General features: G+C 39.2%; 17 protein-coding genes. 15 read left to right on the top strand and 2 right to left on the bottom strand.

Features of this window, described 5'->3' with window-relative positions; translation table 11 throughout:
• The first annotated feature begins 31 nt into the window (after positions 1-31).
• From IGJ53_RS04700 to copB, 15 genes are all read left to right on the top strand, one after another.
• Positions 32-559: a cell wall elongation regulator TseB-like domain-containing protein gene (locus tag IGJ53_RS04700; protein WP_002348809.1), complete on the top strand. Its 528-nt coding sequence runs from the start codon at positions 32-34 to the stop codon at positions 557-559.
• Positions 560-579: 20 nt separating this feature from the next.
• On the top strand, positions 580-1,770 hold the full coding sequence (locus IGJ53_RS04705; RefSeq protein WP_002291769.1) for a pyridoxal phosphate-dependent aminotransferase: 1,191 nt from the start codon (positions 580-582) through the stop codon (positions 1,768-1,770).
• Between the two features lie 39 nt (positions 1,771-1,809).
• Entirely contained in the window at positions 1,810-3,108 is a 1,299-nt protein-coding gene (asnS, locus tag IGJ53_RS04710) for an asparagine--tRNA ligase (RefSeq protein WP_002308688.1), read from the top strand.
• Positions 3,109-3,512: 404 nt separating this feature from the next.
• The gene (locus tag IGJ53_RS04715; protein WP_010732205.1) at positions 3,513-3,899 is read left to right on the top strand and encodes an iron-sulfur cluster biosynthesis family protein; all 387 of its coding nucleotides are present in this window, start codon (positions 3,513-3,515) and stop codon (positions 3,897-3,899) included.
• Positions 3,900-4,067: 168 nt separating this feature from the next.
• Entirely contained in the window at positions 4,068-4,742 is a 675-nt protein-coding gene (locus IGJ53_RS04720; protein WP_010732206.1) for an SGNH/GDSL hydrolase family protein, read from the top strand.
• On the top strand, positions 4,739-5,080 hold the full coding sequence (locus IGJ53_RS04725; RefSeq protein ID WP_042956889.1) for a hypothetical protein: 342 nt from the start codon (positions 4,739-4,741) through the stop codon (positions 5,078-5,080). The genes IGJ53_RS04720 and IGJ53_RS04725 overlap by 4 nt, the downstream gene beginning before the upstream one ends.
• 29 nt (positions 5,081-5,109) lie before the next feature.
• Complete coding sequence (locus IGJ53_RS04730; protein ID WP_010732208.1) at positions 5,110-5,469, top strand: YccF domain-containing protein; 360 nt, start codon at positions 5,110-5,112, stop codon at positions 5,467-5,469.
• Between the two features lie 342 nt (positions 5,470-5,811).
• A complete protein-coding gene (locus IGJ53_RS04735) occupies positions 5,812-6,594 on the top strand; it encodes a cyclase family protein (RefSeq protein WP_010732209.1) in 783 nt (260 codons plus the stop codon).
• Between the two features lie 142 nt (positions 6,595-6,736).
• Positions 6,737-8,818, top strand: coding sequence for a heavy metal translocating P-type ATPase (locus tag IGJ53_RS04740; RefSeq protein WP_010732210.1), 2,082 nt, complete (start codon positions 6,737-6,739; stop codon positions 8,816-8,818).
• A gap of 311 nt (positions 8,819-9,129) precedes the next feature.
• The gene (locus tag IGJ53_RS04745; protein ID WP_002291780.1) at positions 9,130-10,596 is read left to right on the top strand and encodes an APC family permease; all 1,467 of its coding nucleotides are present in this window, start codon (positions 9,130-9,132) and stop codon (positions 10,594-10,596) included.
• 109 nt (positions 10,597-10,705) lie between these two features.
• Entirely contained in the window at positions 10,706-11,245 is a 540-nt protein-coding gene (locus IGJ53_RS04750) for a topology modulation protein (protein ID WP_149558151.1), read from the top strand.
• A gap of 73 nt (positions 11,246-11,318) precedes the next feature.
• A complete protein-coding gene (locus IGJ53_RS04755; protein ID WP_002291784.1) occupies positions 11,319-11,759 on the top strand; it encodes a CopY/TcrY family copper transport repressor in 441 nt (146 codons plus the stop codon).
• A 12-nt stretch (positions 11,760-11,771) separates the two neighbouring features.
• On the top strand, positions 11,772-11,981 hold the full coding sequence (copZ, locus tag IGJ53_RS04760) for a copper chaperone CopZ (protein WP_002291786.1): 210 nt from the start codon (positions 11,772-11,774) through the stop codon (positions 11,979-11,981).
• The gene (locus tag IGJ53_RS04765; protein ID WP_010732212.1) at positions 11,981-14,167 is read left to right on the top strand and encodes a heavy metal translocating P-type ATPase; all 2,187 of its coding nucleotides are present in this window, start codon (positions 11,981-11,983) and stop codon (positions 14,165-14,167) included. The genes copZ and IGJ53_RS04765 overlap by 1 nt, the downstream gene beginning before the upstream one ends.
• 19 nt (positions 14,168-14,186) lie before the next feature.
• Positions 14,187-16,358: a copper/silver-translocating P-type ATPase CopB gene (gene copB / locus IGJ53_RS04770; protein WP_259741705.1), complete on the top strand. Its 2,172-nt coding sequence runs from the start codon at positions 14,187-14,189 to the stop codon at positions 16,356-16,358.
• A gap of 255 nt (positions 16,359-16,613) precedes the next feature.
• Here the strand turns inward: copB and IGJ53_RS04775 are convergent, their stop codons facing one another.
• Positions 16,614-18,785 carry a DUF4129 domain-containing transglutaminase family protein gene (locus IGJ53_RS04775; protein ID WP_010732214.1) on the bottom strand — a complete coding sequence of 724 codons (2,172 nt, stop codon included), beginning with the start codon at positions 18,783-18,785 and terminating at the stop codon, positions 16,614-16,616.
• Positions 18,775-19,848 carry a DUF58 domain-containing protein gene (locus tag IGJ53_RS04780; RefSeq protein WP_010732215.1) on the bottom strand — a complete coding sequence of 358 codons (1,074 nt, stop codon included), beginning with the start codon at positions 19,846-19,848 and terminating at the stop codon, positions 18,775-18,777. Before IGJ53_RS04780 ends, IGJ53_RS04775 begins: the two co-directional genes overlap by 11 nt.
• Between the last annotated feature and the right edge of the window lie 3 nt (positions 19,849-19,851).

The raw sequence follows: 19,851 nt of genomic DNA on the forward strand, positions 1-19,851 counted from the left end.
TCATCATTAAAATCTGCTATAATGAAAAGGAATGAAGATAAAGGAGCGACGACCCTTGAAGAAAAAACAGACAAAGGAAAAAACGATTAATCGCGTGTTGCTTGGCTTGATCGTATTTTTATTAGCGGTCATCGTGATCAGCTCGATTTTTTACTTGCGTTCTAGTCGTCCGGCGGTCCAGGCGAAAAAAGAAGCAGTAGAAATCGCAAAGAAATATGCAAATCTCGAGGAAGCCGATCATTTTTACTGGTTTACTCGAAAGAAAACGTACTTTTCATTGACGGGTACGAATGATAAAGGAAAAGAAATCGCCGTTATCATTCCTAAATCTGGTGAAAAAGTAAAAGTATTGGATCAAACGAAGGGATTGACTGAAAACGAAGCGAAACAAACAATTGCTGCAGCTCATCCTGAAATCCAAATCGAAAAAGCAGCTTTAGGAATGTACGATGATCAGCCTGTATGGGAAGTAGTAGGAAAAGAAACAAATGGAAAATTGAATTATTACCTGATTGGTTTTGAATCAGGAGATGAAGTCAAGACAATCAAGGGAATTTAATAGGTAAAGGAATGAATGGGATGGAGTTATCAAAAAGAACGAAACGATTAGAACCATCTGTTACTTTGGCAGCTGCGGCAAAAGCCAAGGCGTTAAAAGCAAAAGGAAGAGATGTGCTGAGTTTGACTGTGGGAGAACCGGATTTTGCGACACCAGAAAACATCCAAGAAGCAGCAATCGAAGCAATCCGCAACGGAAAAGCTAGCTATTATACACCAACAGCAGGAATCCCAGAACTTCGGCAGGCGATCGTTGATTATCTGAAGAAAAACGATGGACTTGTCTATGAATCTTCACAAACGGTCGTAACAGATGGCGCGAAATTTGCTTTGTATACACTTTTTCAAACAATCCTGGACCCGCAAGATGAAGTCATCATTCCTGTGCCTTATTGGGTCAGTTACGGCGAGCAAGTGAAACTGGCAGAAGGTCTTCCTGTCTTTGTGAAAGGGAAAGAATCTAATAACTGGAAAGTTACTGTTGAACAGTTAGAACAAGCTCGTTCAGGAAAAACAAAAGCCGTGATCATCAATTCGCCGTCGAATCCGACTGGAATGATTTATAGCAAGAATGAACTGCAGGCAATTGGTGAATGGGCAGTAAAAAATGATATTTTGATAGTTGCTGATGATATTTATGGTCGTTTAGTTTATAATGGCAATGAGTTTACTCCAATTGCAACGATTTCAGAAGCAATCAAAAATCAGACCATCATCATCAATGGCGTGTCTAAGACATATGCGATGACAGGCTGGCGCATCGGTTATGCGGTTGGGAATCCTGAAATTATCAATGGAATGATCGCTGTTGCTTCCCAATCAACTAGCAATCCGACAGCAGTCAGTCAATATGCAGCTGTTGAAGCATTGAAAGGTGAGCAAGATACAGTGGAAGAAATGCGGAACGCCTTTGAAGAACGCCTGAATACGTTATATCCGCTTGTGGCAGAACTGCCAGGTGTTTCTCTTGAAAAGCCGCAAGGAGCTTTCTATCTTTTTCCTAATGTAAAAGAAACGCTACGCATGTGTAAGTATGAAAATGTCACACAATGGGTAGAAGATCTTTTAGAAGAAACAGGGGTAGCACTTGTGACTGGCGAAGGCTTTGGGGCACCAGAAAATGTCCGCATGAGTTATGCGACTGATCGTGCTACGTTAGAAGAAGCGGTACGCAGAATCAAGCAATTTATTGAGAGTAAAAGTCAAAATTAATCCTGAAGAAATTCAAGGAATATAAAAGGAGAGTCATACGTGGAACAAATTCAAATCATCGATTCGAAAAACCATGTGGGAGAAACAGTAACAATCGGCGCTTGGGTCGCAAATAAACGATCAAGCGGAAAAATTGCCTTTTTACAATTAAGGGACGGAACAGCCTTCTTCCAAGGGGTAGTTGTAAAAAGCGAAGTGCCAGAAGAAGTTTTCCAAACAGCTAAAAATCTGCACCAAGAAACATCTGTGCTAGTAACTGGAGAAATCCGTGAAGACAGCCGTTCAAAATTCGGTTATGAAATCGGGATTACAAATGTGGAAGTAGTAAGCGAGAGCCACGATTATCCAATCACACCAAAAGAGCACGGAACAGATTTCTTGATGGATCATCGTCATTTATGGCTACGTTCTTCAAGACAACATGCGATCATGCAAATCAGAAATGAAATCATTCGTGCAACATATGAATTCTTTAATCAACATCATTTTGTCAAAATCGATCCGCCAATCTTGACTGGTTCAGCACCAGAAGGCACTACGGATCTATTCGAAACAAACTACTTTGATCAAAAAGCCTATTTATCTCAAAGTGGCCAATTATATATGGAAGCTGCTGCTATGGCTTTCGGAAAAGTCTTTTCATTCGGTCCGACTTTCCGTGCTGAAAAATCAAAGACACGCCGTCACTTGATTGAATTCTGGATGATCGAACCAGAAATGGCCTTCACTCACCAAGAAGAAAGTTTAGAAGTACAGGAGCAATATGTAGCCTTCTTAGTACAAAATGTTTTAGATCATTGCGAATACGCATTGGATGTACTAGGACGAGACAAAGAAGTCTTAAAAACTTATACAAAATTGCCATTCCCTCGTATTACTTACGATGATGCAATCGAATTACTGAAGAAAAATGGATTTGATGACATCGAATGGGGCGAGGATTTTGGTTCACCTCATGAAACGTTCATTGCGAATTCATTCGAACAACCTGTCTTTATCCTAAACTATCCAAAAGCCATCAAGCCATTCTACATGAAACCACATCCAACAAGAGAAGACGTGGTGATCTGTGCAGATATGATCGCACCAGAAGGCTACGGTGAAATCATTGGCGGAAGCGAACGGGCAACGGACTATGATTTCTTGTTAGAACAAATCCGTGATCACGGTTTGGATGAAAAAGAATATTCATGGTACCTTGATTTACGTAAATACGGTTCTGTTCCGCACTCTGGTTTTGGTCTAGGTCTTGAACGAACAGTCACTTGGATTGCTGGTATCGACCATGTGCGTGAAGCTATTCCATTCCCACGTTTGTTGAACCGAATTTATCCATAAGAAGTGATGAAAAAGCTGTTCTGCATCAAGTAATAAGAACAGCCAAGCAAAAACAGCTTTTCATGTTTTTGAATTGGTGGAACTTATTACCGCAGATGTAAGCTTTTGAACACCGTTTAAGGAAGAGGTTGTGAAATCAGTGCCTTGACCTGAGTATTAGAGAAACAAAACGGAAAAATAGCTTCTCATATTTTACCGTTTTTTGAGCTAATATCGAGGGTCAGCTGATTGAACACCGTTTATTCTAAAAAAGAACTGCGAACTCTCGCAGTTCTTTTTTTTAATACAGGATAAAGGAAGTTTCCAGCAGACAAGAGAAGAAAGCAAAAGAAATTGCTATTTGATTCACAAGATTCTATAATGAAATCGCAATCAATCAAACATATACAAAGAAGGCGATTCAAATGGAGATCCGATTTGATGATGCTTCTGCTGCTGAAATAAAGCAGCATCTAGCACCTGAAAGCAAACTAATATTAACATTCGAAGATGGAGTAGGTCCGTATTCTCAGCATGCAATGATCCACATGCAAGTTCAATTCACCCTTGGAATCATCGGATCAGATATGTCGACAAAAAGTTATGACCAATCTATCCCAAGCAATCTAGGAGAGATATTAGTAAAGGGATATTCGTTGGCAGACTTAGATGAGCATATGAATATACGTTTTGATGCTTCTCGTCATATTTTGAGTTTGACGGGCGACAGTGGGTTGATTGACGGAAACTTAGGCCTGATCGATTTCACTGAATCAAACAACGAAGGAATCAAGAAAAATCCGGCACGTTAAGAAAAAAGCATAAAAAACTAGGCACTTGCTGAGTATTCATCCAATCGTTTGAAGAAACTAGGCGGGTGTCTTTTTTTATACATCTATTTTCTCTTTCGTCTTGGTAGAGCTTATGGGATAATATAAGGAAGAAAATCGTCGTTTTATTCAAAAAGGAGTTTTTGACAAATGAAAACACGCGTGTTATTTATTGGTGACAGCATTACAGACGCAGGAAGAGACCGTTCAGAAGCAACGGATCTAGGTAAAGGGTATCCGCTTTTGATTGCCGGGAAACTAATCTCACAATATCCAACGATGGAATTTGAATGTATAAACCGTGGGATAGGAGGAGACAAAATCGCAGATCTGCAAGCACGCTGGCAAGAAGATTGTTTAGCTCTGCAACCTGATTATGTATCGATTTTGATTGGGATCAATGATACGTGGCATAATACTGGACATCAAGCTATATTCGGCACTGAGAAATCTGTGCAGCAATTTGAATCCGTTTATCGAGAGTTACTAAATGAGCTTCAAGCAGCTGGAATCTGCAATATCGTATTAATGGAGCCTTTTGTACTTCCTGTGACAAATGATCGTTATGGGTGGCGCAAAGACTTAGACCCTAAGATCCAAACCGTTCGTAAACTCGCAAAAGAATATGGCACATTGCTGATTCCTTTAGATGGAATATTCAATGCTTTAGGAATCGCTTATGGTTTTTCGAAATATACAAAAGAAGATGGCGTGCATCCAACGATTGGCGGACATGAGATTATTGCACAAAGTTGGATAGATGCGATTTCCGCAGTTGATTTTTTTAGTGGAAATAAAAATGAACGAAAGAAAAGGGAGAAATGATGGAAATACGAAGGGCAGTAAAAGAAGATCTCCCTCAAATCAATCAGCTGATTACTGATCATCCAGAGTCATTCGTAAAAGTAAAAACGGCAGCTGACCTAAATGTTAAGAATAAACTATTGATCGTTGCTGTAACAAAAGAAAACCGGATCATCGGTTTTGCGCAAGCAGATGAACAGCAGTCAGAAGAACGGTTGGATCATCGACCATCAGGAAAACTAATCCAACACACATTAGTAACAAAAGAAAAAACGGAAGAAATCCAAAAAAAAGTTGCAGAATACTTGATGCTGGAAGCTAAAAAACGAAAAATCAAATCGTTTTTTGTCCAGTTCTAATTAAAAACAGTAATAAAAGGAGAAATACAATGAGTTGTTTAGGAAATGTCATCTGGTTTATATTTGGCGGACTAATTGGTGGTCTTAGCTGGTTAGTAGCAGGGGTACTTTGGTGTATCACGATCATTGGTATCCCCATCGGTATGCAGTGTTTTAAAATCGCCTCCCTTTCTTTTGCGCCGTTTGGCAAAGAAGTAATTTATCACCAGTCCGGCATGTCATTGATTGTCAACATCATCTGGCTGATCGTTTCAGGTCTCCCAATTGCTCTTGGACATGTCGTCAGCGGCATCCTTCTATGTATCACGATTATAGGGATACCATTTGCAAAGCAATCTTTCAAGCTTGCTCGATTGGCGTTGATGCCATTTGGTGCAGAGATTATATAAGTCAGGATGTTCTAAAAGAGTGTCCTAAACATGTTTTATGAACGAGAGGACTGGATGAAACACGACTATCACGTGTTTTATCTAGTTCTTTTTATGTTTTGAAAACTCATTTTTTCTATTTTGTTTTAAAGAACTTCATTTTTTTATTATTGAAAAAATAGTTCTAAAAGACTTCTTTAAATCAGTCATAATGAATGATAGAGCATCAATCAGCGATACGGCTTTTATATTTTTTATATTTAGTATTCAAAAAAAGAAAAAATAAGCAGTGGCTGGTCAGTTATTATCATGTCATAAGTTTCATAGCAATAGAGATAAAAAAGCATGAGGAGAGGTTGAATTTTGAGATTTATTGATTTAAGCATAACAATTGAAAACGATTTGGCAAGTGATCCAAAGGAAATGATCCCACAGATTATGTATATGGACCATGAACAAAGCGTGCCAGATATGCTTCGCTTTTTTGGAACGGCTCAATCAAAAGATCTTCCAGATGGATTAGCTTGGGCAATCGAAAAAATCGAACTGACAACACATACGGGGACACATTTAGATGCACCTTATCACTACCATCCAACGATGGACAAGGGCAAACCTGCTTGGACGATTGATGAGATTCCTTTAGATTGGTGTTATGGAGATGGAGTAGTATTAGATTTTTCAGATAAGCCAGATGGAACTAAACTGACTGTGAAAGATTTTGAAGAAGCTTTGTCTCGAATCGGCTATGAATTGAAAGATAAAGATATTGTATTGATTCGAACTGGAGCAGATCAATACTGGGGAACACCGAAATACCTTATCAGCGGATGCGGTGTCGGCAGAGAAGCTACATTATGGCTGCTGGAACAAGGAATACGTGTTGTTGGTACAGATGCTTGGTCTTGGGACAGACCATTACCTTATATCGCAAAAGAATTTGATGAAACTGGAGATCCTTCGATCATCTGGGAAGGACATTTTTCAGGGATCGAAAAAAAATATTGTCATATCGAAAAATTAACGAATTTAGACAAATTGCCAACAACAGGATTCAAACTGAGTTGCTATCCTGTCAAAATCAAGAAGGCAAGTGCGGGTTGGATAAGAGCGGTGGCAATGATCGAAGAGGAAAAGAAAGAATAAGCAAAAACATCTGTATTGGAAGAAATTTTCCGATACAGATGTTTTTCATTTTTTCTTTCGGATACCTTGACATATGAAGGACCATTCATTTATAATTAGTTATGAAGAGATATTCATATGTTAAAGCGAGGAGGTCGTTAAAATGAAAAGTTACAGATTAGAAGGTTTAGACTGTGCGAACTGTGCGATGAAAATCGAAAAAGGAGTCCAACAAATCGATGGAGTCAAGGAAGCAACGGTAAATTTCACTTCTGGAAAACTAACGATTGACGTAGAGGAAGATCAATTAGTTGCGGTTGAACAGGAAACAAAAAAAGTAGTGAAAGAATTAGAACCAGAGGTCAAGGTAACAGAAATAGACAAGGAAAAAGTATCTGAACATGGAAATGAAAAAGAGAGAAACACGCTGATCCGGATTTTATTTTCACTTGCAGGTATCGCTGTCTTGCTATTATTTGATTTTAATGAACCAATTCGTTTGATAGGGTATTTATTGATTTATCTGCTGATAGGATATGATGTAGTGAAAAAAGCGGTGATGAATATCGTCAAAGGACAGATCTTTGATGAAAATTTCCTCATGTCTGTTGCTACGATTGGTGCTATGTTGATCGGTGAATATCCAGAAGCCGTAGCGGTTATGCTATTTTATCAAATCGGCGAATATTTCCAAGGATTGGCAGTCAATCATTCAAGAAAATCGATTCGTGAATTGATGGCTATCCGTCCAGAAACAGCGCACATACAGACAGCAGAAGGACTGATGACCGTGAATCCTGAAGACGTGCGGATTGGTCAGTATGTACTTGTTAAGCCTGGTGAACGTGTACCGTTAGATGGAACGATCATCGAAGGAGAATCATTAGTCGATACATCAGCACTTACAGGTGAATCCGTTCCTAAATCTGTATATGTTGGTGAAACAGTATTAAGTGGATTTATCAATAAAAATAAACCATTTTTAGTTCAAGTAGAAAAATCCTATGAAAATTCTACCATCAGTAAATTATTAGAATTAGTAGAAAATGCCAGCAGCAAAAAAGCACCAGCTGAAAATTTCATTACCAAATTCGCGCGATATTATACACCAGTCGTTGTAGGGCTGGCCGTCTTATTGGCTGTTTTACCTCCAATAGTTTCTGGAGCGGCGTTTTCTGAATGGATCTACCGGGCGTTGACGTTTTTAGTGATCTCATGTCCATGTGCATTAGTGATTTCCGTACCACTTAGTTTCTTTGGTGGTATCGGAGGAGCAAGTAAAATTGGTGTATTAATAAAAGGTTCAAATTATTTGGAATTGCTTGCACAAACTGAGACAGTGGTATTCGATAAAACTGGCACATTAACGAAAGGCGACTTTTCGATCCAGACGATCGATCCAACAGGAATTGATCCAAAGAAATTTATGCAATATGTTGCAAGTGCAGAACAGTTTTCTACACATCCGATTGCTCAATCCGTTTTAGAAGGCTACGAAGGTCCGCTTTTACCGGCAACAAATATCCAAGAATTTGCAGGTGAAGGGATCTTAGCTGAAGTTGACAGCAAACAAATATTAGTAGGTAATCACAAATTGATGGAAAGGTTTGAGATCTCTTTTCCTTCAAGTCAAGAAATCGGTACATTGCTTTATATAGCAATCAACCAAAGTTATAGTGGTTATCTTGTCATTGCGGATACCTTGAAAGAAGATGCCGTAGACGCATTGGTTCAACTAAAACAGGCTGGTGTCAAGCACACAGTCATGTTGACAGGTGACTCGAAAAAAATCGCTGATCATATCGGGAAGCAAGTTGGCGTGGACAAGATATACAGTGAACTACTCCCAGCAGATAAAGTACAGCGGTTAGAGGAAATCTTACAAAGAAGCAATAAAAAGACCGCCTTTGTCGGAGATGGAATCAACGATGCACCGGTGCTAGCAAGAGCAGATGTAGGGATCGCAATGGGTGGATTAGGAAGCGATGCTGCAATTGAAGCAGCAGATGTAGTTATCATGAACGATCAACCATCGAAGATTGCAGATGCGATCCGGTTAGCAAAGAAAACATTGAAGATCGTCAAGCAGAACATTGTTTTTGCTATTGGGATAAAAATGCTGGTACTTGCCTTAGGTGCTTTTGGTTTTGCAACAATGGGAGATGCAGTATTTGCAGATGTCGGGGTAACTGTCCTAGCTGTTTTGAATGCTATGCGAAGCTTACATGTAAAAAATAAATATTGACCAGTAGAGAGGACAAATGAACGTCCTCTTTTTTTATTCCTTTTTCTTAATAAAAGAATACAAAGAAAATGACTAAGATTATAAAATAACTGATTTTTTTAATTTTACAGAAAATTCAAAAATTGCTTTAAATACAATAAAATCAATGAAATGAAAGAAAGTAACTTCTTTTTTTGATGGAAAAAATATGAAAAAATGATGTGTATTAAATAAAAGAATACACACATAAAATAACGCTGTCTTGTAAGTTTGTTAAAAATTGAATATGATTACATTTGGTTAACAAATTTTTATTATAAAGGAGAGAACGAATGAACAATAAACAATTACGCTGGTTCACTGTTGCGTTAATTGCATTTAACATGGTTTGGGGCATGGGGAATGTAGTTAATAACTATGCCCAGCAAGGAGTATCAGTTGTCACCTCTTGGCTATTGATTCTAGCCATTTATTTCATTCCATACGCATTGATCGTTGGACAATTAGGATCAGCCTTCAAGGATAGTAAAGGAGGCGTCAGTTCATGGGTCGAAAATACGACATCCAATAAACGGCTGGCATATTATGCTGCTTGGACTTACTGGGTCGTGCATATTCCTTATTTGGCACAAAAACCTCAAGCCATCCTGATTGCAGGGGGTTGGGCGGTCCAAGGAAATGGAAATATCGTAAATACGATGTCAGTCCAAATGGTAGCAGTTATTTCACTTATTATATTTCTTGCCTTTTTATATTTATCAACAAAAGGACTTTCTACGTTGAAAGTAATCGGCGGATTAGCCGGAACAGCGATGTTCGTTATGTCGATCTTATTTATTCTTTTAGCAGTAACGGCACCGTTCATCAACCCAACGATGGAATTTGCCACACCGCATATGAATCAAGTGAAAACATATATTCCAACCTTTGACTTCAGTTATTTCACAACTGTCTCTATGTTAGTATTTGCAGTTGGAGGAGCGGAAAAAATATCCCCTTATGTCAACTCTACAAGAAACCCTGCAAAAGAATTTCCTAAAGGGATGATTTTCTTAGCAGCAATGGTAGGGATTTGTGCTGTATTAGGTTCAGTCGCAATGGGCATGCTGTTTGCTAGCGATAATATTCCTAAAGACTTGATGGCAAATGGGGCATACAGTGCTTTTCAAATTTTAGGTAATTACTATGGTATCGGTAACTCATTGATGATTATTTACGCATTGACAAATATGATCGGACAAATCTCCGCATTAGCCTTTTCAATCGATGCACCGTTAAAAATCTTGTTAGCAGATGCAGATCCAGAATTCGTACCAAACTGGCTACGTAAACGTAGTCATAAAGGTACATTAGTAAACGGCTATCTTTTGACAGGTATACTAGTAGGAATCATTATTTTGCTGCCAATCTTCGGTATCAAAGATATGAATGAATTAGTTAAATGGTTGACGAACTTGAACTCAGTTGTTATGCCAATGCGTTACCTATGGGTATTCTTGGCGTATATGATGTTGAATAAAGCTTATAAGAAATTCAATTCTGAATATAAATTTGTCAAAAATCCAAAAATCGGGTTTATCTTCGGTGCTTGGTGCTTTGCCTTCACTGCGTTCGCCTGTATCTTAGGAATGGTGCCAAAAGTAGATTATACTGCGGATCCTAAAGCATGGTGGTTCCAGTTATTCACGAATATCATCACGCCAATCGTCTTGATCTTATTAGGCATGATCTTGCCGGCCATCGCTCGTCGAGACAAAAATAAAGAAATCACTGAGCCAGAAACTGTGGTTCAGCCTTAAAATAAAATTACTTCTTGCAAGAGTTGGCGTGTAGAGCCAACTCTTGTTTTTTTGTGTCGTTATAAGTGGTATGATCGAACCAAATTCCAAAGAGAAGTGAGGGAGGAAAATGAAGATCATCGTGATTGGACAAAGTGGGTCGGGAAAATCGACCCTCGCAAGGAAGATCAAAGAAATCACGGGCTTTCCGCTACTGCCGCTAGACCTTTTATGGCATACAACAGATTACAGTATTCAGGCAAAAAAGTGGTTTTTGCAAGAACAGCAATCGTTTATGGTATCTAATCCGTCATGGATCGTTGAAGGAAATTATACTTCTACGTTAGAAGAGAGAATCAAAGAAGCAGATAAAATCATTTGGCTTAAAGTGCCGCGTTATGTCGCCATCTACCGAGTAGTTTGGCGTTCTCTAAAAAGAAAGATAAACAAAAAATCACGGCCAGATATGCCTGAAGCATTTACAGAGAAACTAAATAAGGAATACGTAGAATTTTTATCTTTTATCTGGCATTTTGAAGAAAACAATGAACCGAAAATACAACAGCTGATCCAAGAAAACCATGCACGAAACAAACTGATCATCCTTAAAACAAGAGGGGAAAAACAAAAATTTTTAACTAAATTGAAAATAGAGAGCAAAAATAATTGACAGTTTTTGTTTACAAGTGTAATCTGTATTCATAAGTTATTGATTACATTTGTAAACGAAAGGTGTGAAATAAATGGAGAAAGTCAAAACGCCGGTAAAAATCAGCGATTCAGAATGGGAGATCATGCGGGTTATTTGGACACTTGGACAGACGACTGCCCAAGAAATCACGCAGATCTTAGCTGATTCGATGGATTGGAAACCAGCAACGATCAAAACTTTGCTGGGACGTTTGGTAAAAAAAGAAGTGATCTGGACAGAACAAGAAGGAAAAAAATTCATTTATCATCCAGCTGTCTCAGAGATGGAAACAGTTCGTAGTGCGACGGAAAATCTTTTTTCCCATATCTGTGCAAAAAGGATTGGAGAGACGATTGCAGATCTAGTAGAAGAAGCTACTTTGACTCAAGAAGATATCAATGAAATCTTGAAACAATTAGAACAAAAGCAACCAGTCGAAACAATCGAATGCAACTGTATCCCAGGTCAATGTGAATGTAAACAACATCAATAGGAGGAAGAAAAAATGAAACAACAATTTTCAATCGAAGGTATGAGCTGCAATCATTGTGTTGCAAGAGTCGAAGAAGCGGTAAGCGCACTTGACGGCGTACAGAAAGTAAAAGTGAACTTGAAAAAAGCAAACGGTACGGTCAAGTTTGATGAAACAAAAGTCCAATCCGAAAAGATTTGTCAAGCAATCAATGGATTGGGATATAAAGCAGAGGTGATTTGATGGCAGCAGCAGAAACCAAAATGGACACATTCGTCATTACAGGTATGACTTGTGCAAATTGTTCTGCTAGGATCGAAAAAGAGCTGAACGGACAACCTGGTGTTGTCAATGCCACAGTCAACTTGGCCACTGAAAAAGCAAGTGTCAAATATGAAGGGACGACCACTGAAAAATTAATCCAAAGCGTAGAGAATATCGGCTATGGTGCGATTTTGTACGATGAAGCCCATAAACAAAAAATTGCGGAAGAAAAGCAAGCATATTTGAAAAAAATGCTATTCGATCTTGTATTGAGTACGATTTTGACTTTGCCATTGATGCTGTCAATGATTGCTATGATGTTGGGGAGCCATGCGGCGATTGTTCACTTTTTTCATCTGCCAATCGTTCAGTTAGTTCTGTCTACCCCTGTTCAATTTTATGTTGGTGCACGTTTTTATAAAGGGGCGTATCATGCAATCAAGACGAAAGCACCAAATATGGATGTACTGGTAGCAATCGGAACATCAGCTGCTTTTGCATTGAGCATTTACAACGGATTTTTCCGTGGACATCCCCAAGATCTTTATTTTGAAAGCAGCAGTATGATCATCACGCTGATTTTGCTCGGCAAATATTTGGAACATACAGCAAAAACGAAAACAGGTAATGCAATCAAACAATTGATGTCTCTTCAAACAAAAACAGCTCAAGTGATAAGAAACGGTAAAGAAGAAACGTTAGCGATTGAAGAAGTCGTCGTTGGCGATCAGCTAGTCATCCGTCCTGGTGAGCAGATCCCAGCAGATGGGCGAATCATTTCAGGAAGTAGTGCGATCGATGAAAGTATGCTTACTGGCGAAAGTCTTCCTGTAGAAAAGAATCCAGATGACACACTATTTGGCGGAACAATCAATACGAATGGTCTGCTTCACATGGCAGTCACACAAGTTGGTAAGCAGACAGTTTTAGCTCAAATCATCCAAATGGTGGAAGACGCTCAAGGAAGCAAAGCACCAATTCAAAAAATCGCGGATCGAATCTCAGGGATTTTTGTTCCGATCGTTTTAGTCATTGCATTCATCACGCTAGTGGCGACAGGTTTGATCACGGGCGATTGGCAACTTGCATTGATCCATAGCGTCTCTGTATTAGTCATTGCGTGTCCATGTGCATTAGGTTTAGCGACTCCAACAGCTATCATGGTAGGAACGGGTGTTGGCGCACGAAACGGAATCTTAATTAAAGGCGGAGAAGCATTAGAAGCAGCTGCTCACTTAGACAGCATTGTTTTGGATAAAACTGGAACGATTACAGAAGGAAAGCCCAAAGTTACAGATCTAGTCGGTTCTAAAGAAGTCCTATCTATTTTTTATACTTTAGAACAAGCTTCTGAACATCCACTAGGTAAAGCAATCGTGGAATACGGAAAACTGCAAGAAGCAGCAACATACGATATGATTGATTTTACAGCTCATCCAGGTGCTGGAATCAGCGGTACGATTAACGGAGTACGCTATTTTGCGGGTACACGTAAACGATTAATTGAATTGAACCTATCATTTGATGAATACCAAGAACACGCGTTAGAATTAGAACAGCAGGGAAAAACAGTCATGTTTTTAGCTGATGAAAAGCAAGTAATCGGGCTGATTGCCGTGGCAGATCAAATCAAACAAGAAGCCAAACAAGCAATCAAGCAGTTACAGGATAAAGGATTAGATGTCTTTATGCTGACAGGAGACAACAAACTGGCAGCCGAAACGATCGGTAAACAAGTGGGTATTGATCCAATGCACATCTTTGCCGAAGTACTTCCAGAGGATAAAGCAGCCTATGTGGAAAAACTGCAGAAAGATGGCAAAAAAGTCGGTATGGCAGGCGATGGAATCAATGATGCGCCAGCTCTCGCATTAGCTGATGTTGGTATGGCAATGGGAAGTGGAACGGACATCGCGATGGAAACAGCAGATGTAACGCTGATGAATAGTAGTTTGGCGTCCATTGCTCAAACAATCGAGTTGTCTAGAATGACATTGAGAAAAATCAAACAAAATCTTTTCTGGGCTTTTGTCTATAATACGATTGGCATTCCTTTTGCTGCATTAGGCTTTTTGAATCCAATCATTGCAGGAGGAGCGATGGCGTTTAGTTCCGTCAGTGTATTGTTGAACTCCCTGAGCTTAAATCGGCACATGAAAAAGTAAGAGAAGGGATGGAGTAAAAATGAATGGGAACGATATGGAGAAAAAACAGGAGCATAAAAAAGAAGCAAGAAACAAAGAAAGTGCTCATTCAAACGAAAAACAGATGGAGATGAAGCATGACCATAGCCAGATGGACCATTCAATGCATATGGGACATAACCATGGAGATATAGCGGACAGCAAACAAATGGACCATTCGATGCACATGGATCACGATCATGGCGGTATGGATCATTCCATGCACATGGGGAATTTCAAACAAAAATTTTGGCTATCGCTTATCCTAGCTATCCCAATCATTCTTTTTTCACCAATGATGGGAATGGAATTTCCCTTCCAAATAACATTTCCTGGTTCGGATTGGCTCGTACTGATCTTAGCAACTATACTGTTTATCTATGGCGGACAGCCATTTTTAAGCGGGGCAAAAATGGAATTGAAACAAAAAAGTCCTGCTATGATGACGCTGATCGCGATGGGGATTACAGTTGCATATATTTATAGTGTCTATTCGTTTATCGCGAATCTAATCAATCCTCATACGCACGTCATGGATTTCTTCTGGGAATTAGCTACATTGATCGTCATTATGTTGCTAGGTCACTGGATCGAAATGAACGCTGTTTCGAATGCCAGCAATGCTTTACAAAAACTAGCAGAATTACTGCCAGAATCAGTGAAACGCTTGACGAAAGAAGGAAAAGAAGAGACAGTCTCACTAAAAGAAGTAAACGAAGGCGATCATTTGATCGCCCGTTCCGGTGACAAAATGCCAACAGATGGTGTTATCTTGAAAGGTGAAACAATCGTTGATGAATCAGCTGTGACTGGCGAATCAAAAGGAATCAAAAAACGAGCCAATGACAAAGTGATCGGCGGTTCTATCAATGGGGATGGAACGATCGAAATCGAAGTAACTGGAACTGGTGAAAATGGGTATCTAGCGAAGGTTATGGAAATGGTGCGAAAAGCACAAGGAGAAAAATCCAAGCTAGAGTCATTATCAGACAAAGTAGCAAAATGGCTGTTTTATGTTGCCTTAATTGTCGGTATCTTGGCATTTATCGCATGGTTGTTCTTGACAGATCTTCCTAATGCATTGGAACGTATGGTCACTGTCTTTATCATCGCCTGTCCCCATGCTCTAGGTTTAGCTATCCCATTAGTTGTTGCTCGTTCCACATCGATCGCCGCTAAAAACGGATTGCTTTTGAAAAACCGCAACGCACTAGAGCAAGCCAATGATCTAGATGTGATCATGCTTGACAAAACCGGGACATTGACAGAAGGAAAATTTACGGTAACGGGTGTCGAAGTTCTTGATGATGCGTTCAATAAAAATGAAATCCTTCAATATTTAGGAGCATTGGAAGCGAATGCCAATCATCCATTGGCTGTTGGCATTATGAATTATTTGAAAGAACATGAAATCAAGCCTTATCAAGCCGAAAATCTAAAAAATCTTTCAGGAGTTGGGCTAGAGGCAACAGTCAAAAACCAACAAGTGAAAATAGTTAATGAAAAAGAAGTTGAGCGTCTCGGATTAAACGTAGAACAAGCATTATTGAAACCTTACCAAGAACAAGGAAATACCATCAGCTTCCTGATTTTAGAAAATCATCTAGCTGCAATCGTTGCTTTAGGTGACGTAGTAAAAACAGAAGCAAAAGAGTTTATCCGAACATTAAAGGAAAGAAAAATCACTCCAGTCATGCTTACTGGCGACAATAAAAATGCTGCTCAAGCAGTAGCAGATTATTTAGGAATCGAAGAATATTACGGCGGTTTATTACCAGATGATAAAGAAGCTGTTGTCCAGAAATATCTTGACCAAGGGAAAAAAGTAATCATGGTGGGTGATGGGATCAATGATGCGCCAAGTTTAGCCCGTGCTTCTATAGGGATGGCAATAGGTGCAGGAACAGATATCGCAATCGATTCTGCGGATGTCGTCTTGACAAACAGCGATCCAAAAGATATTTTGCATTTCCTTGATTTAGCTAAGCAAACGCGAAAGAAAATGATCCAGAACCTCTGGTGGGGAGCAGGGTACAATATTCTCGCAATCCCACTAGCAGCCGGAATACTTGCACCAATTGGTATCCTATTAAGTCCAGCAGTTGGTGCTGTCTTGATGTCATTAAGTACGGTAGTCGTAGCGCTGAATGCTTTGACATTGAAAATCAAATAATAATGAAAAAAGAGGCTGGGACAGAAGCGTTTAACTCCAAGAAATAAGAAGAAATTCACGAAAATTGCTTTTCAAATTTTTGTGAATTTCAGCTTATTTCCGAAGGAGTTGCTTCTGCTTCCGCCGTTTATACGTGTTTAGAGCGTGAGACAAAAGTGTTCTTTACTTTTGTCCCACGCTCTTTTTTTACGAATAATCGATGCTCAATCAGCTGGTTCTCGGCATTCCAGAAGTAGATTCTCCAGGAATTTTATCTTATTTTTTGAAGCTGATCGCTTTTGTCATAACCTTTTTGTATACCGTTTTTCTTATTATATGCGTTAGTTCTAAATAGGTTTTTTTATCGAATTTTACCGGATCTGCTTGTCGCCCATATATTTCTGCTTCATATTGAGCAGTTAATCGAATAAAACGTTGATCTAGATCGAATTTTTGTTCTATTCGTTGGCTGTATGCCTGCAAAGATTCTGCGGTTTTGCGCGGTACCAGTGTTTCCAAATGGTGGAGAAGTTTTTGATACGCAACCGCATTAGTAGAAGCAAAAAAATGAAGATAGATAAGATAACTTGTCCAGCGCAGAGATTTTCTAAATAACAATAGAAAGAACAACAAGACGGATAAACACACCCCAAGGCTGAATAAGACGATTTTATAAGACGGTGTGAGTGTCGTGTTATCTGACGAAATAGCCTCAGGTCTCTCACTGGAAATAGTTTCTGCTATATTTTCGCTTTCTTTTGGTTGTTCTTCAGCAGATTGGACGGTTTCTGTTGTTTCAGCGGCTGGTTGTGAAACAGTTGGATTGGCAAATGAAGGGGTTGGTTCAAATGGGAGCCAGCCAAACCCAGGAAAGTACACCTCTGGCCAAGAATGAGCATGACTATTGAGAATGCTGTATTCCTCATTCCCTTGCTCATCTGTTCCTGTTCTAATCCCATCCGTAAAACCTTTTGTCCACCGAGCAGGGATGCCTAGTGTGCGAAGAAGGACGACCATAGAAGTTGAAAAGTTGTCACAATAGCCGACTTTTGAATCGAAGAGGAAATAATCTACATAATCGCGTTCTTTAGGCGTATGTCCGGTATCCGTTTTGGAATAGCGAAAATTCCCGCTTGTTTTCAAATACTGTTCGACAGCTTCGACTTTACGAATTAAAGTTGCTTCATTTTTGGTCAATTCGATCGCTAAGTCCTCAATACGTTGAGGCAAACCTTTCGGCAACTGAAGATTTGTCTGTTGATTTTCTAAATCATCGGCCTCTAACTGACTGCTTTTTAATTCTTCTCTCGTAAAAGCTAACCTTTCTGTTTGTAAGGACGCCAATCGCGTCGATTCATTCGGGACAGGGATGAATCGTTGGCTTTCAGGCAAATAGTAAAGCGTTTGTCCACTGGCTAATGAAAAATCAGTCAAGGTAGTATTTCCATAAGGATAAGGTAAGAAAGCTTGGTTTTTTAGCGTCAATGTAATGTTTTCTTTTTCTTCCATAACTGTTTGGTAGCTTGTGATATCAACAGGAAATTCTTGGATTGGTTGGATGGGTGCATCCGGATCTTCTACCCATCCAGAACCGGTATAATGATTCTTATTTTCTATCTTCCAATAGCCGTTTACTTTCTGGTTCGCTGTAAAAACAACTTCACCATTATCATACAATGGACCACCCAGTTGTTCATCATTTTCACTGAAACCCGTTCTGGCACTTCCGGTTAATTGGTACTCATGGAGTGTGTCATAAAGCCCTTCATCATTAAGATATTCTCGGATCGGTTCACTCGTTTCCTCAAGAGATTGGTGTACTTTTGGGAGATATAAAGGCAAGATGGCGCTGAAAGTGAACAAACAAATAAGCAGGATCGTAGTAAACGACTGGAATCGAGCGTTTCCCGACAACAATCGGATGGAGAAAAATTGCCTTGCTGCCAAATATACGCATAAAACAGCTACTACCGCAATCATTTCGTACAATAGTTCTTTTTCCCGAAAAACGGTAAGCATCATGAAGTAACCCATCAACGCAAGAAAGGGTGCATACCAATAGTCGTAATCCACGGTCAAAGTAATAAATAAATAGATCAACAACAATATGAGAAAAAAAGCTGTCTTTTCTGGTAAATAATGAAGTTTACCTTGGGATAGATGGAAGAATTCCTCTGTAACTGACGAAAAAAACTGTAAGACCCATAATAAAGAAAATGTCTTTGAAGGAAAATAGGTAAACAAGCAGCCAATCATTACTGGCAAAGAAAGTAGCAATCGTACCCATTTTTTAGGAATACAGCAGACAATAAGACATAGGATACCAATAGTTAGGATAAGAGGGTAGCTGTTTTGCAATTGATTAGCTGCTACAAATATCGGAGCACCTATACTTAGCATCATAAAGGAGTAAACGCCACGCAGGTATTTTTCCCATTTAATCGTCAATCCATTCACCTCCTGGCAGTGAACATACCTTGTCTTTTTCTTGGATCATGATTTGTTTTTCTGCGAAATAAACAAGATAGACCGTTCGATCTTTCGACAATGTTTCGACAGCTTCTGAGACTTCAGGAGAATGCTCAGGAATAAAGAGGACGATTTGTTTTTTTGCCTGTTTTTTCAAGTGTGCCAAAAAAGTTTTCTCATCTCCAGCGTTCAAAGAAGCAAAATAGGTATATCCAGGATCTTTGCCATGAAAGATACGGTCGCCTAATATCAGAAGTTCCGGCTGCTTTTCTTTTCTCAGATGCCATAAAGAAAAATACAAATCTAGCAGATGGTCAAATTTCAAGCTAGGTGAACCCCAAAAGCAAAGAAGCGGAGAATATTCTTCTTCTTGATACTCGTATTCGCGGTATAACCATTCTTGACTATGAGCAGACAATTTCCAATCGATTCGGTTAAAAGAATCGCCGGGGCGATAAGAGCGATGTTCTCGAAAATCAAGACCTTTTTGATACGCGTTCAGCTGTTGTTTTTTTTCCAGAACTCTCTGCAATGTTTCTGCTTGAGTCTTATGAAAAGCAGGAAGAACAGTCACAGGAAAAGAAAGCTCTCTTCTTGTCCTTTTTCTAAAAAGTCCTAGACTATCATAGGCTGTAAAAATGACGGTTAATGCTTCATGGAACCCTCTCTCTTTTGGTTGCCAAAGTACTTGGACTTCTTGCGGTTTATTTGTAAGGATCAATATTTCTTGTTTTTTTTCTGCAAAGATCTCTGGAAAGACGATCTGTAAACGAGGGAGAGGGAAAGAAAAAGCTCTCTTTTTGGCTATAGAAAAAATAACCTGTATACTTTTTTTACGATAAACGACTGGCTGGACTGTGCAAGTAACAGAAAGTTTCTTTAGAAAGGTGCTTAATGAAAACACACTCCATGATACATAAAGAGTAAAAAAGGCCAATAAGAACCACCCTAAAGAATTGTTGAATACAAGAGCAAAAAAGACAATGACGAAATATATCAGAAATAACACAAAATTAATGAAATAATCTTTGGCTTTTTCCATTAT

It is taken from the genome of Enterococcus sp. DIV1283b (genome assembly GCF_051710965.1).
Classification (GTDB): domain Bacteria; phylum Bacillota; class Bacilli; order Lactobacillales; family Enterococcaceae; genus Enterococcus_B; species Enterococcus_B lactis.

Bases quoted from the DNA above. Each gene is read 5' to 3' on its own strand.
- IGJ53_RS04700 (WP_002348809.1), top strand. From the start codon at position 32: ATGAAGATAAAGGAGCGACGACCCTTGAAGAAAAAACAGACAAAGGAA.
- IGJ53_RS04705 (WP_002291769.1), top strand. From the start codon at position 580: ATGGAGTTATCAAAAAGAACGAAACGATTAGAACCATCTGTTACTTTG.
- IGJ53_RS04715 (WP_010732205.1), top strand. From the start codon at position 3,513: ATGGAGATCCGATTTGATGATGCTTCTGCTGCTGAAATAAAGCAGCAT.
- IGJ53_RS04720 (WP_010732206.1), top strand. From the start codon at position 4,068: ATGAAAACACGCGTGTTATTTATTGGTGACAGCATTACAGACGCAGGA.
- IGJ53_RS04725 (WP_042956889.1), top strand. From the start codon at position 4,739: ATGATGGAAATACGAAGGGCAGTAAAAGAAGATCTCCCTCAAATCAAT.
- IGJ53_RS04730 (WP_010732208.1), top strand. From the start codon at position 5,110: ATGAGTTGTTTAGGAAATGTCATCTGGTTTATATTTGGCGGACTAATT.
- IGJ53_RS04740 (WP_010732210.1), top strand. From the start codon at position 6,737: ATGAAAAGTTACAGATTAGAAGGTTTAGACTGTGCGAACTGTGCGATG.
- IGJ53_RS04745 (WP_002291780.1), top strand. From the start codon at position 9,130: ATGAACAATAAACAATTACGCTGGTTCACTGTTGCGTTAATTGCATTT.
- IGJ53_RS04750 (WP_149558151.1), top strand. From the start codon at position 10,706: ATGAAGATCATCGTGATTGGACAAAGTGGGTCGGGAAAATCGACCCTC.
- IGJ53_RS04755 (WP_002291784.1), top strand. From the start codon at position 11,319: ATGGAGAAAGTCAAAACGCCGGTAAAAATCAGCGATTCAGAATGGGAG.
- copZ (WP_002291786.1), top strand. From the start codon at position 11,772: ATGAAACAACAATTTTCAATCGAAGGTATGAGCTGCAATCATTGTGTT.
- IGJ53_RS04765 (WP_010732212.1), top strand. From the start codon at position 11,981: ATGGCAGCAGCAGAAACCAAAATGGACACATTCGTCATTACAGGTATG.
- copB (WP_259741705.1), top strand. From the start codon at position 14,187: ATGAATGGGAACGATATGGAGAAAAAACAGGAGCATAAAAAAGAAGCA.
- IGJ53_RS04780 (WP_010732215.1), bottom strand. From the start codon at position 19,848: ATGGAAAAAGCCAAAGATTATTTCATTAATTTTGTGTTATTTCTGATA.